Source organism: Pedobacter caeni (assembly GCF_900129215.1).
GTDB classification, from domain to species: Bacteria; Bacteroidota; Bacteroidia; order Sphingobacteriales; family Sphingobacteriaceae; genus Pedobacter; species Pedobacter caeni.
On record NZ_FQUQ01000006.1, the window covers coordinates 62,907 to 79,624 of the forward strand.

Below are 16,718 nucleotides of genomic sequence, written 5' to 3' on the forward strand. Positions count from 1 at the left end.
GTTAGCGTCAGGTTGTTCATTTCTCCAGGATCCTTAAATGGCCGGAGTAGAAAACGAGTTCCCTGAAATACAGTCGCTAAACGCGGATAAAGTAAGCCTGAATGAAGAACAAGGTAAGGTGTCGTATGTGTATAGAAAGGAAGTACCAAGGCCTGCATTTGTATTTGAAAAATCTAAAAATGACGCTGCTTCACAAGGGTTTATCACAATCGTATACCCTTATGAGGAAAATAATGCACCAGAGATCAGTATTTTAGCGCATGCAGGGAATGACCTTGAGAAAGGTAATCTCAACATCAGCCTTACCATAAATGGAACAAAACAAGAAATAAAAGTAAAACTCAATCCTTAAAAATAAGAACCTGAATAACGATATAAATTTGTTTTTTATTTATGGACCGCAGACATAATGATCTATTTCAATTTAAACATGCTCAGGATCAACGCAAAGGCAATAATCAATAAATCAAAGTTTGTAAAACCGCCTTGTATTCGTACTTTCGCAACGGAGAGTTGGCAGAGTGGTCGATTGCGGCAGTCTTGAAAACTGTTGACTTGTCAAAGGGTCCGCGGGTTCGAATCCCCCACTCTCCGCCAAATGGCCATCAAAACCAAGAAAAAGCCTGCAAATCGTAAGATAGCAGGCTTTTTTGTTTTTATCAGGCATCAAAATTCTCCTAAATTCATATAAGATTGGTGAGTGATGCGGTGAGTAAATTCCGAAAAGGAAATGACTCACCAGAAACCAAATATCAAACTAATATTGAGCAAGTTACAAAACTAAAGATCTTGATTCCCAATCACTGCAAGGCTAAATTTGTTTACTTTTTAATGTTTAACATTATGAAAACCAATTTCAGCTTGCTCTTCTATATGAAGAAGCCAAAGAATTAACTTTCAAAAAAGACATGTTATATTTTTATTAATTTAGTCTTGCTGTTTAAAACTATCGACGTGTCTATCGGATCATTTAATATTGAGCAAGGCTATACCATATTTTCCAGGAGCAACTACCAAACTAAAAGGCATTCGCATTATGCCATTGAAATCGTTTACTGCCTGAACGGATCTTTTGATCTGATAACTGCCCATACCAGTCATACCGGCCTTCAAAGTGCAGTTATCCCCCCAAACCTTGCCCATGGTTTCAGCTGTATAAACGGCAGTTGTGACCTCCTGTTTTTAGATCCTTTATCGGCCATAGGTAGCTATTTCATGCAACAATACCATTTAGCATCCGCTAAAAACGTACTGTTGAACGTTGCCGGGCTGGATCAGTTACATCAGGCGGGAAAATTTGACATTTCCATCCTTTCAGCGCTTGCTGAAGGTAAGCGAATTGACCACACTGACCCCAGGGTACTGAACTGCATTAAAACCATAGATACATTATTTTCAGACGAGAAAATCAGTATTTCCCAATTGTCGGAGACTTCCTTTTTATCCAAAGACAGGCTAGCTCACTTATTTAAAGCCCAAATGGGCATTTCCATTCATCAGTACATCCTTTGGAAAAAAATCTCCTTAGCTGTTCTAAAATCAAGAACCGGGCACTCTTTAACCACCTGCGCCCACTTTGCGGGTTTTGCCGATTCCGCCCATTTTAATAAAGCATTCTATAAAATGTTTGGGCTTACCCCTTCTTTCGTACTCAAAAGTTAGCCGTTTTATACAAGTTTTAAACCTGTTCTTCGCGGAATTTTGTGTTCTACCCTAAAGCAAAGGACATGAGCACAAAAAAAGGATATACACCAGCCCTGGCATTCGACTTTCTGACCCGGTTTTATGACCTTACCATTAAAATCACCATGCCAGAAAACAAGTTCAGAACCAGACTGATCGATCAACTCGCGCCCAAAAGCGGAGAGACCATACTGGAATTTGGCTACGGAACCGCACAAAACCTCATCAAAATCCACCGGCAAAACCCCAGTGTTAAACTCAGCGGGCTGGACATCGACCCCAAAGTAAAAGCATTAGCTGTAAAAAACATGGCCAAACAGGGATTCATCCTACCCATTGACCTTTACGACGGCAAAACCTTTCCCTATCCCGATCAGTACTTTGACAAAGTATTCAGTTCCCTGGTCTTCCATCACCTGGACAGAGACACCAAGGCGCTATGTCTGAAAGAGATTTACCGCATATTGAAACCCGGCGGAACACTCACAATAGGCGACTGGGGAAAAGCCAAATCTAAACACATGCGGCTAGCCTTTTACCTGGTGCAAATTGTTGACGGCTTTAAAACGACTGCAGATAACCTAAACGGACTACTGCCATCCTATATGAGTTCGGCAGGTTTTAAAAATGTAACTGAAACAGGTTTCATCAATACCCAACTTGGGAGCTACTGTTATTACCAAGCCGAAAAATAAACCATCAAGCAGCTCAGGCACTTTATTTACTTATAGTCGCTACCTTCTATTCATTCTTATTTTCTTGTGTTTATAAAATAATTCAGCACAATTCTCAGAATAACCAAAATAGATTTCTTCTCCAAAGTCCTCTAAATTTATTGAACTGAACTTCATTTTAGCTTTTATAGTTGGTATTTTAGTTAACTTATCTTTATCCTCATCATAATAATTCCAATTTCCAATATAATCTCCAGTTAAAAGATTGACACTAGACTCACCACTTCCGTCGTTAACAGCATTCCCAAATTCATATCTGCTCATACCAATTAATTGTATTTTCTTAGTTTTAGTGTTGTATCTAAATTGATTTTTATAACCAGCACGCATCCAGTCGTTAAAAAATTCGAAACCGTTTTTTGTTCCAACAACACCCGACATTAAATTCAAAATCTCAATAGGTTTACTTGATATTGGGTTGTAATTTTTTGTGGATAATTTACAAACGATTGTATATTTTGTGGAGTCAACATAGACAGTATCTATTATGCCATCATGATCAACATCTTTTAATAGTTCGTTTTGTCCAAAAGCTATCAATTGAGTGAATAGAAAAATTAAGGTTACCGCTGATTTTTTCATGTATTTCTCTGTTTATCTTCAATTAATGATTCGTTGTATTACCTGCTATTTCGCATTTAAATTTGACTTGAAATACCTGAATTTTAAATTCTCGTCATTCCCCGTCCGTGTTCCATTATACAATTCAAGAGCTATAGTATTCTCGTCCACCCAGGTCAAATCATTAATTGACCAGTCTTTGGTATAATATTTAAGAGAAGGTGTTATTCCTTTTAACCCGATTCCTGTTGAAACATTGAATAAAAAAATTTCCGCTCTATATTCATAATAGGCTCCATAATCAGAGCCATCATAGGATGAACAAATTACGAGTTGATGACACGATGGAGAAAGTAACATCTTTAATATTCCTGCATCATAGTTTGAAGGCATTAACATTTTTCTATTCGTACTCCTTTCTGCCAGATAAGTCTCACAAATCTCTTCACAGCCCTGAATTACATAAAGACCTGAGCCACTGATAAATTGTCCGGAATCCAAAACACAACTTGTTTTATATTTCCTTTTGTAGGATTGAAAATTATTCTTCGATATTTCAGTAAAATTTAGTTTCAGGTTGCCATACAAAGAGTCATTATACAATATCAGAGAATCAGTAACTATTTTTCTTCCTATTTTATCATTTATGCTGTTTTTCTTCAATGTATCAGAAATAACAGTTGCAGCCTGAGCGTATACTTTTGAATTACTATTTGTCAAATAGCTTATGATAAAAAAAATGAGCCCAATTTGTAATTTCGAAATCTTCATGTCTTTAATTTTCTTTGACAAACTGATGTCCGTTAAATTTTAAATAGAAAATACTTGGTTCGCTATTGTAGCCTGCACCTATTAATGCTGTTAATTTTATATTGGCCATTTTATCTTTTGAATAATCTCCTTGGCCTTCTACCGCATATTTTAAGGGAGAAGGAACTGAGGGATGTCCCAGAAAACTAGTTAAAACCTGTGTTTTAGTGTCGAAGTCAAATTCTCTGTTACACAAATTCAGGTAGGGTCGATTAACAAAAACCGGATGATTTACGATTAAATAATCACCCCTAATCTCAATTACATATGCGATGCCTTGATAACAACTACCATCACCAGCCTCTGCCCCAATTAACAAGTATAAATTACGCGATTGGCTTTTGAGTTGATGTATTTCGACAAAATTGCAGTTAATCTTTGAAGATAAATTGTAGGCAAAGATTTTGCCGTATTCATTTTTCCATTGAATAATAGGGTGTGTAATGATCCTCCTCGTTCCCCCACAATCATAACCAAAATTATAAATTTTAATGGCTGTTTTGTCCTTGCGCTCTGCAGACAACTTTAAACCGAGACTTTGATCATAAATTGACGAATAATTATTGCCTGCCATTAAATTCACCACCTTCTTCGCCGTTACCTTGCAAAGGCTATCAATATTGTAATCCGGGTGTTCTGCATAAACATAACTACGAATGAAGCTGATGTTCTTTTTGATCTGTCCGGTCAATTTTTTCTGATAATTATTATGCTGCCCAACACTAGTTATCGATAAAGAAAGTAGAAGCGCCAATAAAAAGTTTGTTTTCATATTTAAGATCTTAACGCTGGTGGATTATCTATTGGCATACCTTACTGCAACTTTCTTCCGTTTTTCCACCAGGTTTAACATACTTAAAAATAAGCTTATTATTTAGCAGTTTATCCGACAATTATTATTCGCCCAAAAGCAGCGTATATTTGATGATTCCTGGCTATCATTCGTAATGAAATGCTTAGCAGGCGCAAGTGTATATAACGCTGGAAAATTATGAAAATATGTTATTCCAGTCGGTGTTTCATATTAGTCAGGCTTTCGGCAATGTCATTACCGATGATTTTATCCATATCGATAAACAGCAGCACAAGATTAACCGGCCAGTTCATCCCACTGTTATAAACCCAGGTTAGTTTTGTTGAATTTGGCGACAGGGCTCTTACGGCCATATATCCGTTGGCTGTAAAGGCCCGAAAGCGAATTTCAAAATCAACCTTCTCACCAGCTGTTATTTTTTTAATTTCAAATTCACCTTTACCTGTTTTACTATCGCTGCTTTCAAAAGTTAGTATAGCACCTGGCAATCCATCAGCTTCACCTTTGTAGCTAATTTTCGTATTTGGGTCAAGTAGTAACCATTTGTTGTATTCAGGTTGGTTCCTTAAATACTTGAGGTAATTAAAAACAGTATCCGCTGGTTGGTTGACAATAATTTCACGCGTTAATGTATACTTGTTTTTGGAAAACATGGCAATAACCAGGGATACAGAAACAATGGCAATTATGACAACTATTATTTTTATAATCATTTTCATTCGTATTTACATTTTTTATTCTAATTGTTTGAAACGTTATGCGGACTGCTGATTGTCGAAATTGATCATCCATTGAATGCCAAATTTATCACGACACATTCCGAAGTAGGCTCCCCAGAATGTCTTGTTTAACGGCATATCTATTTTCCCTTCTGCAGAAAGTGCCCCAAACAACCGATCGGCTTCTTGTTCATTTTCCGTGTGCATACAGATGTGGAAATTGTTTCCCGCATTAAAAGGTATTTCCATTGAAGTCAGCACATCAGAAGCCATAATACTGATGCCATCTGAAATCTGTAAGGTAATGTGGATGAGTTTTTCCCGGTCTTCGGGTAACATTTTTTTTCCGCTGTCCAGGCTTTTGTAATGCTGAATATTTTTGAATTCACCACCGAAGACTGATTTATAAAAATTAAATGCCTCTTGGGCATTTCCGGTAAAATGGAGATAGGTATTCGTGCCAATCATAAGGAATGAAGATTTAATTGTTTAACAAAGGTAAATGCATTTCACCTGGGTGGTGATGGGTAAATGCGACATAGTATAGAAGGGGAATGCGACAATTATAATTTTTATTTTTACTGAATGATCCAGATATCCATACTCGCCATAAAACGTGCGGTTCTAGCAGCCATTACCGATACGTATGATGTGTTTACCTACACCAATAGTTTGCTAAAGCAGATGGGCAAACCAGAGCTATTTAGGGTTTCCCTGGTTGGACTGGGAGAGGATGTACAATTGAACAACGGTTTGTTTACCATCCGGCCGGATGGACAGATTTATAAAGAACAGCGGCATGATCTGATTGTGATTCCACCTATGTCGGGCGATATGATTAGCGCTACCTATTTAAATAAGGACTATGCGGGCTGGATAGCCAATCAGTATAAAAATGGTGCAGAAGTTGCAAGCTTCTGTGTAGGCGCATTTTTACTCGCCTTTAGCGGATTACTTAAAAACAAGCAATGCAGCACACACTGGGATTATGCCAATGAATTTAGAAGTTATTACCCCGCAGTTCGGCTGGCAGAAGATAAAATTTTTACGGTTGACAAAGGGCTTTACTCAAGTGGAGGCAACAATGCTTACTGGAGCCTGCTTTTATACCTTATAGAAAAGTTTACGGACAGGCAAACAGCAATACAGGTTGCCAAGCATTTCGTAGTGGACATCAACAAGGTGAATCAAACCCCCTTTGTCGTGTTTAAAGGATTTAAAAAACACAATGATGAACTGATCAAAGAAATCCAGGCCTTTATTGAACAAAATTTTACAGACAAAATAACCGTTGCCGATCTGGCTGAAAAATATCACATCACAAGAAGAACTTTTGAGCGCAGGTTCCAGAAGGCAACCCATCTTACAGTTGCGGAATATATACAGCGCATCAAAATAGAAGCGGCTAAAAAACTTTTGGAAACGGGGCTTAGGTCTGTTTCCGAGGTAATGGTGACAGTGGGATATACAGATACACAGAGTTTCCGGGATGCATTTAAAAAGATCACCGATCTTACACCTGTTGCCTATAGGGAAAAGTATAATATGCCCCCCGCTTAATGGTAATTACTGCTTATTTAAATAAATACTACAAATTCCATAGATTTTATTTGAATACCAAAAAAGAATGCTATCTTCGCATTATCAAACGAACCCTTAACAATCTAGAACCCAATGAAAACAGGCTTACATTTTATAAAAATGAAAAGAAAAACATCTGAAGAAGGAACGCTCTTTCTATTAGACGGTAACTGTTGTTGTTGATTTCTTTCAGTAATCACTGAGCAAAACTAAAACACCCACAAATCACATCGCATTTTTTAAAACCTGACAGGACACGAAAAATATCCTCATGGTCTTACTATGCCATTTATTCTTAAAAAGACAAAACAAAATACGTGATGTCAGATCGCGTATCACCACAAACCATTTAATATTTATATGATGAAAAAACATTTACTTATTATCCTCTCATTTATGCTTACGGCCAGTTATGTTTTTGCCCAAAGCCCGATAACAGGTATTATAAAAAGTAGTAACGGTACTCCGGTACCAAACGCAACAGTATCGATCAGAGGCACTAAGATTGCGGTAATGGCCGATAACGAAGGTAAGTTCAGCATCGATTCAAAGCAGGATCTTCCATTTTACCTCCGGGTAAGTTCCGTTGGTTACAAATCACAGGATTTCCAGGTATTAAAGCTTCAGGATACACCTTTTGAACTGGTACTGATTGAAAGTGAGCTCCTGGATGAGATCGTTGTAACCTCAAGAAGACGTTCTGAGGTACTTCAGGATGTGCCCATCGCAATCACGGTGATCGGCGGACAAGCTGCGGAAAACGCAGGAGCTTTTAATGTTAACCGTTTAAAAGAACTGGTTCCGTCCGTACAGCTATATGCTTCAAATGCCAGAAACACGACCCTTAACATCAGAGGACTAGGCTCAACATTCGGTCTAACCAACGATGGTATAGATCCCGGAGTAGGCTTTTATGTAGATGGGGTTTACCAGGCTCGTCCGGCAGCTACCTCTACAGATTTTCTTGACATCGAACGGATAGAAATACTACGTGGCCCGCAAGGAACTTTATTCGGCAAGAATACCACTGCAGGTGCATTTAACATCACTACCTCAAAACCAACTCAAACACCAAGCGCAAAAGTTGAACTGAGTTTTGGAAACTATAATTTTCTGCAGGCCAAGACCTCGGTTTCGGGTGGCGTGGCAAAAAATCTTGCTGCCAGGTTATCCATTTCCGGAACTCAACGGGATGGTACCATTTTCAATACTAAAGAAGAACGCAGATATAGTGGTCAAAACAACCTCGGTTTTAAAGGTCAGTTGTATTATACACCTTCAGAGAAATTACAGGTGTTGTTAAGTGGGGATGCAAGCATTCAGCACCCAGCAGGTTACCCGCTTGTAATTGCAGGCGTGACCACCACAGAAAGAAGCGCTTACCGCCAATATGCTAAAATTGTTTCCGATTTGGGTTATCAGCAGCCTGTGGCAGATCCTTCTTCAAGAACCATCAATACCAACACCCCATGGAAGCATGACCAGTCCATTGGTGGCATATCCGCAAATGTGGATTACAAGATCGGTAATGGAACACTGACTTCAACTACTGCCTGGAGATTCTGGAATTGGAATCCTACAAACGACAGGGATTTCTCTGAATTGTCTGCACTAACCAAGTCTCAGGGAAACTCCCGCCATGATCAATATTCGCAAGAAATCAGATACGCTGGTAATATCGCAGAAAAAGTAAGTGCTGTAATTGGTGTATTTGCCCTAAGTCAGAACCTGAAAGGACTGGACCAGACAGAAGAAGTGGGAAAAGATCAGTGGAGGTTCGTACAAACAGGTAATACCGGTACTCAGGCATTATACTCCACACCAGGCTTATTAGATGGTTATGGCATCAGAACCAATTCAACCATCAAATCATTAAGTACTGCGGTATTTGCACAGGTGGATTGGGAATTTCTAAATCACTTTCATGTTTTGCCTGGTTTAAGGTATACCTATGATAAAAAAGATGTGGATTATGACAGGGTCACTTATGGTGGACTTCAGACTTCAAATGCTGATTTAATTACCCTTAAAAATGCGGTTTATAATAATCAGAAATTCAATACCAGTGTAGACAACAATAATTTGTCAGGTAACATCACCCTGGCCTACCGCCCTACAACTAAGCTAAATGCCTATGGAACTTTCTCTACCGCTTATAAACCAGTTGGTGTTAACGTAGGCGGCTTACCAACTACTTCTACTGGTGAACCAGACTTGTCTGTGGCGATCGTAAAACCAGAATATGTTCAGCATTATGAATTAGGTATTAAGACCAGACCTTTTAAAGGTACATTGATCAATGTAAGCGCCTTCAATACGGATATTAAAGATTATCAAACGAATGTCCAATCACCACAACTGGGTGTAAACAGAGGTTATCTTGCCAATGCAGAAAAAGTGAATGTAAAAGGACTGGAAGTGGATGGAAGTTATCAATTGGGAAGGTTCCTGACTTTAAATGCCGCCGTGGCTTATCTTGATGGGAAATATGTAAAATTTACAAATGCACCGCTCCCACTGGAAGAAACGGGACATACAGAGCTTGTTAATGGCGTGGCTACGCAGGTAGCTTTTAAAGATGCTTCAGGAGGCAGGTTACCGGGGGTATCTAAGTGGAATGTTTCTGGTGGCGCAGAGTTCAGTAACCCTGGAAATTTAGCCAATACCGCAGGAAGATATTTTATAGCTGCTGATGCCAGTTACCGTTCTCAATATTCTTCAAATCCAACACCTTCACGTGTATTGAATGTGGAAGCTTATTCATTGCTGAATGCGAGATTAGGATTTAAATCAGATAAATTCTCTGTATTAGGTTGGGTAAGAAATATCGCCAATAAAAATTATTACGAACAATTGCAGGCTGCAGCAGGTAACTCCGGTTTATATGCCGGGGTACTTGGTGACCCCAGAACTTATGGAATTACACTACGTTATGCTTTTTAATATTGCTTAAATATCCTGTAAACAACCGCCTCATAGATAAAATATGAGGCGGTTGTTCTATGAATCGCAGTGCTTACGCAAAACTCAACGAGTCCTATTTAAAAATAACATTTGGCAAAATAGCTGTCCAGGCATCCGGCAATTTGCTGATGTTAAAAATTTTCGCCAGCACAAATGAAGTATTCTTATTGCTATTGAAGTCTGTCACCAATCCTCTTTTTCGAATCTGAGGACCCGTAATTGCCCAGGGAACCTGCATTTCATTCATTGAAACACCGCCATGACCTTTGTTGATTCCTCCATGGTCGGTGATCAGCAGAAAATGAGTGCCTTTGTAAAGGCCTTCCTTTTTTAACTTATCCAATAAAGCCCCTATTGCGACATCAGCGTCTTCAATTGCCTTGATATATGGATCAGACATCCAACCAAATTCATGACCGGCATGATCCGTGTGAACACTATAGAGAAAAATCAAAGCCGGGTCTTTCTGATGTTTCAGAATGAAATCAAAGGCCTTACTATAATTCGCCGAATAGCCATCATTCTCCTCAAAAGCGACCTCATCAAGGTATTTCTTATTGATGGGATTGATCAGCTCCTTCCAGTTATAATAGTAGGCTGTTTTCACATTAGGCACCATATCCTTCAACAGCTTAAAAATAGAAGGATAATAGCCCTCCTCATCAACAGCTATTGCCGGCAAAGGATGCTTCTCTAAAGTCCAGTTATTTGCCGTAATCCCATGTTCTTCAGGACCGGAACCTGTTAGATGACTGGTCCAGTTAGGTAAAGTAATCGAGGGCATCACTGGCCTGGTACTTAACGAAAGTACCCCATCAGCCACCATCTTATCGATATTGGGATGTTTTGCAACCTTGTAACCTTCTGTACTAAAGCCATCAAGGCCAATGATCAATACCCTGGCCGGACTCCCTTGCGCCATCACGGAAACCGAGGCGACTGATAAAAAAAACAACTTAAATAAAAACTTCTTCATGTCTAAAAGTACAATTATCTGATTTACATATCCACGATTTGTATCAGATGCAATCCCAATACCCTTTTGGCTATTTATTGGAGACAAATTTGGGAATGGTTACGGTTATACTCACACCAATTGATGATTGATCTTTCCAAAAATCAAGGTCTTTTTGATCAAGCTTCTTTAATGTCCATAAAGGCTCTATGATCAGTTGCTCGGTTCCTATTCCGATTGGAACAAAAACACCAAATCTGCCACCCCATTTTTCCTTTTCATAATTTAAACGGTGATTAATCGCGAGATCAAATCCAAAACCTGCTTTTGGAAAAAAAAGCATAAATGGCAGTTCGGCCGTATAATGATCTTTTCTGGCTGCAATCTCCTGATAGTACGAGATTTGCTTATATTCGACAAGTGGCTTACCATCGATGGTTTGTGTCTCTTTTGGCAGATCTAAAAACTTCAGGTTATCAGTATCAAATTCACGCGCATTCTTATACCTGAACGTTGGCGAAATCCATAAAGACATCCCTTTGGTTTTAAGTAAAATGTTAGCTGATCCAGTTAAACCGATGAAATTATCGTGCGTGGTCCTCACATAATCAGTTTTTGGTTTATCTATGTCAAAAACCGGATATTGATCATTATTAATTTTAGCTCCAATAGTTCCCCAAAAAAACCAGGTCCTTCTATTATCATATCCAAGCTGCAAATTATTTATGGTATCAAGCTCCTTTTGTAAAGAAAAATTCTCATACGCCTCAGTTTTGCTGTTTTCAAACAAACCAATCTCGATCTGCTGCGCTTTCAACGATTTTTCATCAAAGTCCTTGGGCAGATAACCTTTATACTTTTTGAGCAGATTCTTCAGTTTGGATATTTTTTCATCATATGACGCTATATCAATAGAATCGATAACTGCCTCAGATTTTTTATGGATATACCTACCATGAGTCCGGAATAGGGTAACTAAATCTGTGATTTCATTTAGTCCGATACATTGACTTCTTTTCGCCTCAAATTCATTGACAACCTTGGCGATCTTATTGTCAAGTGAGATCTTGCCAGCATTGTCAATCGTTGCCAGGTTCCATCTGGGGAACAGATTCCAGGTTAGTCCCCCACTCAATGTCCTTCCATAGCTTCCTTTAGAGAATAGGTTTACAAACTTGTCTTTCGCTTCTCCGGCAATCGAAACCTGTAAAGTTTGCCAGCTGTTATCCAAAATTTTAAGATTGATGGTTATGCCTTTGTCATCAACTGTAGCAGAAGAAAATCCCGCTTTTCCTTCTTTATAAGTTAAGCCACTCACCTTGTTTAGAACAGAGTCTAATTTTTTATCAAAGATAGTATCCGTTACAGCCGTTTTTGTACCCTTTAAACTAAGAATACCTTGTATCTGAGTTTTAAGCTGATCAGTACCATAGGGTACCCGGCTCAATTGACCCTTTACTGATGTCATGCAAAACATCACCAATGCGGCGAGAATTGAGACTGAGCATTTAGATGTTTTCATTTTGATTCGTTTTAATAATCGTTTAAACGATTTCCACTTTAATTGACTTAATCAGCTGGTCCTTATAAAAGATTTGTACTGATCCATATTCCTTGACAGAGGGAATCTTTTCATTATACTGAACCGGTAAAAAATGCTCATGAGCAGCATCGCTTGCATTCAGGAGATTTAACTCCAGAACTCCAGGAAAGCTTTCCAATACACCTCTTTTTGTCAATTCCGGCATTACCGTTAACATGCCGGTATTCACTTCAGCATTTACTTTAATTTCAGGTCCTGCAACTCCGTCGAACGAAATTGCCTTCCAGTTTCTTGAGATAGCCATATTCTTTGATTGTTTTTGTTTCGAAAAAGAGATTGAAAAATACCGGAAAGGTTGATGTACATGGAGCTGATCAATAATGCTACAATCCCTCCATATATGGCGAACTGAAATTTCCACAGATACCCGGTGATCACCAGGAAACATCCTAATACATTGATATAAAATGCATTTCTGATGTTCTTTTTTCTGCAGGTCCTATAATTAACATATAGGTTTAGCAACATTCCCATAAGGACAACATAGAACAATTGGGGAGTATATGGAATCGATTGAAGTCCAATTGCACCAAAAAGACTCATATATCCTGCCCAGCACACCGGACACTTTGGAAAAAAGGCAATCAGTATACCAGAAAGTGTATTGCCGGCAATACGCAGGACTTTCCTGATGGAAACACTTTCCTTTTTTGACAATAAAGAGATCAGTATATCTCTGATTTCTTCCGGGTTCCATTGCAGACGTGTCTGCGCCACCTTTACATTTCCCTTTTTATCCAGTATGTAAAGCTCTATAGCGTGATTGTTGACTACCGATCCTGCATAATTGACCCCAAGATTTAAATAAGACCTTAATGTCTCAAATCCGGAAGTTACCCTAAAAAAGCGTTGCTGCCGATTAAAAGCAAAACCGCGGTTATCACCATAGCTCTTTAACCTGGAGGATACATCATATCCGGCATCGTAGGTAATGCCCGCGAGCCGAATCTGATTCAGCCTTTTTTCTTCAAGTAAGTATTGCAATCTGCTGAATCTGGAGACCGATAAGGAACATTTGTTAGGGTTATCACATCTGGTATAAAAGAAGATCAGCACTGTAAATCCGGAAGTAAAAAAGTCATTATAGGAGAGTGCCTGCTCATCCTGATCTTCCAGCCGGACCTGCTCCTGCACTTCCCTTCTCATCCGTCTTTTATGAATAAAGGTATGAACCGGAGCATGCAGCGGTATAGCGCAACAATCGTTCTCCACACTTATGTGCGGTCTGCTTAATTCAATTGTCTCCAGAAGTAAGGTTTTTGCCGATTTACTCAGGATGTTCTGGTGTACGGCATAGACTTTTTCTAAAGCATCCAGTGTGTGTTTATCCTCAACTTTCAGCCACTTCATCGTCTCCAGGATTTCCGAAAGGGGCGTGGTGTATGATGAAAGCGGATATTTTACATTAAAGCTTTCGAAGCTCAGTGCATCATCCATGAAGAGCATGTTATAAAATGCTTTGATGAGGTACGAACTGGCGGCTGGAAGCGCATGATTCAATCCCCTTAAAGCCCTTGCAGCGCCAGCAACGAGATAAGCATCAAGTCCGTTCTCCAACTCATCCAGCACAAAAGGAATTGCTTCGTCAGGCAGTCCTGTTTTAAGAAAGGCTGCAAAAGTATATCCTTTTATCCTGTTGATTTCCCCCGAACTCCGCCCATGGTAACCATAGAATTGCTCTGGAAGGTAGTCAAGCAGGTCCCTACCCTTCCCCTGAGCTGCCATTGCATCTATTTTTGCTGCAATGGCTACAGTAGGAAGGTTGGCCAGACTGTCATCTGTGATCACCTTAACCATGGTAAAGGTTTTAAATTGATTTAACTTAAAAATTACTTTAAATTGTGGAGAAACCTTTCGGATACGACCTGCATTTGTCCCGAAATTTGCTGTTGATGAAGCTTGTTTACTTTGTTGATAAATCCCTGATCCTGTCCGATTGCGGGGATAGCTGTGCTAAAAGACAGACTACTGAGCAATTTGATACGCAGCTCTTCATCTTCATCATCTTCTGAGACGAGCCCTTTAGACAAGGTGTTAAACAACCCCTCATCGGCAGTTTGAAGTGCCTTTGCCGCAATAATACGCACATCAACAGGTTCATTTTTATCCATTAATATTTTACTGATCAGCAGGGCTGAACCGGCATCCTGACCAAGAAGCAAAATTGCTTCATTACGGGCATCGTTATTGGGTGGGTTATTGATGATCTCAGTTAAGATCGGATAAAGGTCGGCGTGAATATCATAACGAAGTAACTGAATCGCATCCTGGGGGCTGATTAATGCCTTGTTGGGATCTTTAAGTCCTTCAATTAGCTTTTCACGTACATAACGATCCTTTTGCATCGCAAGAATCATAATTGCTTTTTTACGCAATGTGTGATCCGGATCATCAACTATACCTCTAAGGATGTTTGCAAATTCTGCCCGTGATGCCGGAAACTTAGCAGAAGTGATGCTCAACTGCTGTAACTGTACGAGTGCAGAAAGCCGTAGCGCCACCGGCTCTGTTTTACGGCCAAGTATGCTTAAAAGAGAAGAAATGAACAGATCTTCATTTCTTATTGAGGCCCCTGATTTTTGAATGACCATTTTTCGTATAGCCAGATTTCCAGCCTCGTTTGCCAGGGCATCCAGGGCTAAGCTTTTTACCTGTCCGGTCAGCAATTCTGTTTCTTTCAGGTTGCTGACCGTAAAGCTCCCCTCTGGCTGAGCGAATGTAATTGCTGCTGCAATTGGAACAAGCGGATCCCGGAATTTTTTAAAAGGAATATTGTCATAATCAAATCCAAGCTGATCGCCGCTATTCAGACGTCCCTGCCAATCTATCATATCACTTACTTTAGGCCGGAGACCAGGTGCATTAACCAGAGGAGAAGGTGCCAATGTACCTCCGGGTGCAGTTGCCGGACGACTGCCCCCTGAAGCATTATTCCATGGCCACATGGTATCGTTTAAATTATGACCTTCAGGTTCATTGCTGTTCTGAGGATAAACGCTCTCATTATTTTTGTCGAAAAAATCTTTTTCCCATTGCCACCTCGCCCAAATACGGTCTACATTGGTATGGAGTAAAAAAAACAGCGGATCTTTCACCGCAGTATGTGCATTGGTAAGGTCCAGATTAAAACTGGTATGGGCAGTCGAATGCGGATTTCCTTCTAAATTAGTAAAATCAATAAATGAATCTGCAGCGATAACCTGCTCTTCTCTTAACACAGAAGCACCAAACTCATTATGTGCGGGTTGGGTCAGGACATTAAAATCTGCTGTCCTTCGAATTGGCATGCCATCTGCCAGCCAGTCGTCAATAGGATTGGATTTGGAAAACTTAACATTTCCTGATGCGTGACTACCCATAAAATCTTCTGTAAAAACCTTTTCGGCAACCTCATCAAATTTCCAGTAAGGGAGGGTTACACTTGGTTCTATCTTTTGCATTTCCCGCTCAAGGTCCAGCAGAAATGCCCTATGCCATGGAAGAAACCCCAGGGAGCCATGTGCCTGGAAATAATATTTATTGCCTTCAGCCAAATTCTGAGGATCAACGGAATGAACGCTTCTGAATTCAGCAAAACGGCCCTTCCCTTTGTCATTTAATACTTGAAGTGTTTCTAAAAACACCTTCTTTTCTTTTTCTGAAAGTTTATTCGCATTCCTCCTCACACGTACCATAAAGGCTTCCCGATGAAGTAGAGCACCCGATTCCGGATCAATAATCTCGATTCCGGCATCTCTGCCATCCTTGCTGTAGTGCGGATATTTACCTGCAATGTAAACCTCAATTTGTGTTGCCCCAAGGGGTATGGTCAGCTCCAGCTGGTCGTTTTCCTGGTCGTCCGTATTTCTCAGAAACACGATTTTACCAGCCTGAGCATCTTGAATGTTTTGCAACAACAGCCGGGATGGCAATTGTTCATTTTCCAAAGCAGTGAACCTCAATTCACATTTTGTTCTACTCCAACCGATATAGCGGGTTGAAGCCTCAGCTGAACCGCCGATTAGTATTTTTATATCCATCTTATAAAATATTTAACAGGTATTAACCCCTCAATATGATGATAGGATGGAATCAGTGTTTATGTTGATATCCACAATTATCGGCATGAGAGCGCACTAGGTGTAAGACATGATTTCAAAAACACCAATCACTTAACTGACACGTACTCAAAGTTAAAGGCAAAGTATTTTGAATAAAATACCTAATAGTTGGTATTTTATTCGAAATACTTTGCCCTCCGTAAATCCATGTTTAAAAACCCGGTTAATCAGCGCTCTTTCTGTTTCATATATTA

General features: G+C 39.6%; 15 protein-coding genes and 1 tRNA gene. 6 read left to right on the forward strand and 10 right to left on the reverse strand.

From position 1 onward, the window contains the following. Positions 1 to 37: 37 nt before the first annotated feature. From BUC20_RS27310 to BUC20_RS27330, 4 genes are all read left to right on the forward strand, one after another. Complete coding sequence (locus BUC20_RS27310) at positions 38 to 352, forward strand: hypothetical protein (protein WP_073235903.1); 315 nt, start codon at positions 38 to 40, stop codon at positions 350 to 352. Between the two features lie 155 nt (positions 353 to 507). Then, positions 508 to 597, forward strand: a tRNA-Ser gene (locus BUC20_RS27315). 357 nt (positions 598 to 954) lie between these two features. After that, positions 955 to 1,662, forward strand: coding sequence for a helix-turn-helix transcriptional regulator (locus tag BUC20_RS27325; protein ID WP_073235909.1), 708 nt, complete (start codon positions 955 to 957; stop codon positions 1,660 to 1,662). 65 nt (positions 1,663 to 1,727) lie between these two features. Further along, positions 1,728 to 2,378: a class I SAM-dependent methyltransferase gene (locus BUC20_RS27330; protein ID WP_073235912.1), complete on the forward strand. Its 651-nt coding sequence runs from the start codon at positions 1,728 to 1,730 to the stop codon at positions 2,376 to 2,378. Between the two features lie 39 nt (positions 2,379 to 2,417). Here the strand turns inward: BUC20_RS27330 and BUC20_RS27335 are convergent, their stop codons facing one another. The 5 genes from BUC20_RS27335 to BUC20_RS27355 all read right to left on the reverse strand — a co-directional run bounded on the left by BUC20_RS27335 (position 2,418) and on the right by BUC20_RS27355 (position 5,789). Then, on the reverse strand, positions 2,418 to 2,999 hold the full coding sequence (locus BUC20_RS27335; RefSeq protein WP_073235915.1) for a hypothetical protein: 582 nt from the start codon (positions 2,997 to 2,999) through the stop codon (positions 2,418 to 2,420). Positions 3,000 to 3,044: 45 nt separating this feature from the next. Further along, a complete protein-coding gene (locus BUC20_RS27340) occupies positions 3,045 to 3,698 on the reverse strand; it encodes a hypothetical protein (RefSeq protein WP_143166938.1) in 654 nt (217 codons plus the stop codon). A 55-nt stretch (positions 3,699 to 3,753) separates the two neighbouring features. Beyond that, complete coding sequence (locus tag BUC20_RS27345) at positions 3,754 to 4,560, reverse strand: hypothetical protein (RefSeq protein ID WP_073235918.1); 807 nt, start codon at positions 4,558 to 4,560, stop codon at positions 3,754 to 3,756. A gap of 230 nt (positions 4,561 to 4,790) precedes the next feature. Then, entirely contained in the window at positions 4,791 to 5,321 is a 531-nt protein-coding gene (locus BUC20_RS27350; RefSeq protein WP_073235920.1) for an SRPBCC family protein, read from the reverse strand. A 36-nt stretch (positions 5,322 to 5,357) separates the two neighbouring features. Next, complete coding sequence (locus tag BUC20_RS27355; protein WP_073235923.1) at positions 5,358 to 5,789, reverse strand: VOC family protein; 432 nt, start codon at positions 5,787 to 5,789, stop codon at positions 5,358 to 5,360. 117 nt (positions 5,790 to 5,906) lie between these two features. Between BUC20_RS27355 and BUC20_RS27360 the strand changes: the two genes are divergently transcribed. Beyond that, entirely contained in the window at positions 5,907 to 6,881 is a 975-nt protein-coding gene (locus BUC20_RS27360; protein WP_073235926.1) for a GlxA family transcriptional regulator, read from the forward strand. Between the two features lie 381 nt (positions 6,882 to 7,262). Next, on the forward strand, positions 7,263 to 9,845 hold the full coding sequence (locus tag BUC20_RS27365) for a TonB-dependent receptor (protein WP_234994608.1): 2,583 nt from the start codon (positions 7,263 to 7,265) through the stop codon (positions 9,843 to 9,845). 94 nt (positions 9,846 to 9,939) lie between these two features. Here BUC20_RS27365 and BUC20_RS27370 read toward each other — a convergent pair whose 3' ends face one another. The 5 genes from BUC20_RS27370 to BUC20_RS27390 all read right to left on the reverse strand — a co-directional run bounded on the left by BUC20_RS27370 (position 9,940) and on the right by BUC20_RS27390 (position 16,443). After that, positions 9,940 to 10,842 carry an alkaline phosphatase family protein gene (locus BUC20_RS27370; protein ID WP_073235933.1) on the reverse strand — a complete coding sequence of 301 codons (903 nt, stop codon included), beginning with the start codon at positions 10,840 to 10,842 and terminating at the stop codon, positions 9,940 to 9,942. Positions 10,843 to 10,912: 70 nt separating this feature from the next. Continuing rightward, complete coding sequence (locus BUC20_RS27375) at positions 10,913 to 12,343, reverse strand: hypothetical protein (RefSeq protein ID WP_143166939.1); 1,431 nt, start codon at positions 12,341 to 12,343, stop codon at positions 10,913 to 10,915. A 22-nt stretch (positions 12,344 to 12,365) separates the two neighbouring features. Next, positions 12,366 to 12,668, reverse strand: coding sequence for a hypothetical protein (locus tag BUC20_RS27380; RefSeq protein WP_143166940.1), 303 nt, complete (start codon positions 12,666 to 12,668; stop codon positions 12,366 to 12,368). After that, positions 12,602 to 14,221, reverse strand: a complete 1,620-nt coding sequence (locus BUC20_RS27385) for an SCO family protein (protein ID WP_073235942.1) — start codon at positions 14,219 to 14,221, stop codon at positions 12,602 to 12,604. The genes BUC20_RS27380 and BUC20_RS27385 overlap by 67 nt, the downstream gene beginning before the upstream one ends. Positions 14,222 to 14,253: 32 nt before the next feature. Further along, positions 14,254 to 16,443 carry a tyrosinase family protein gene (locus BUC20_RS27390; RefSeq protein WP_073235945.1) on the reverse strand — a complete coding sequence of 730 codons (2,190 nt, stop codon included), beginning with the start codon at positions 16,441 to 16,443 and terminating at the stop codon, positions 14,254 to 14,256. Between the last annotated feature and the right edge of the window lie 275 nt (positions 16,444 to 16,718).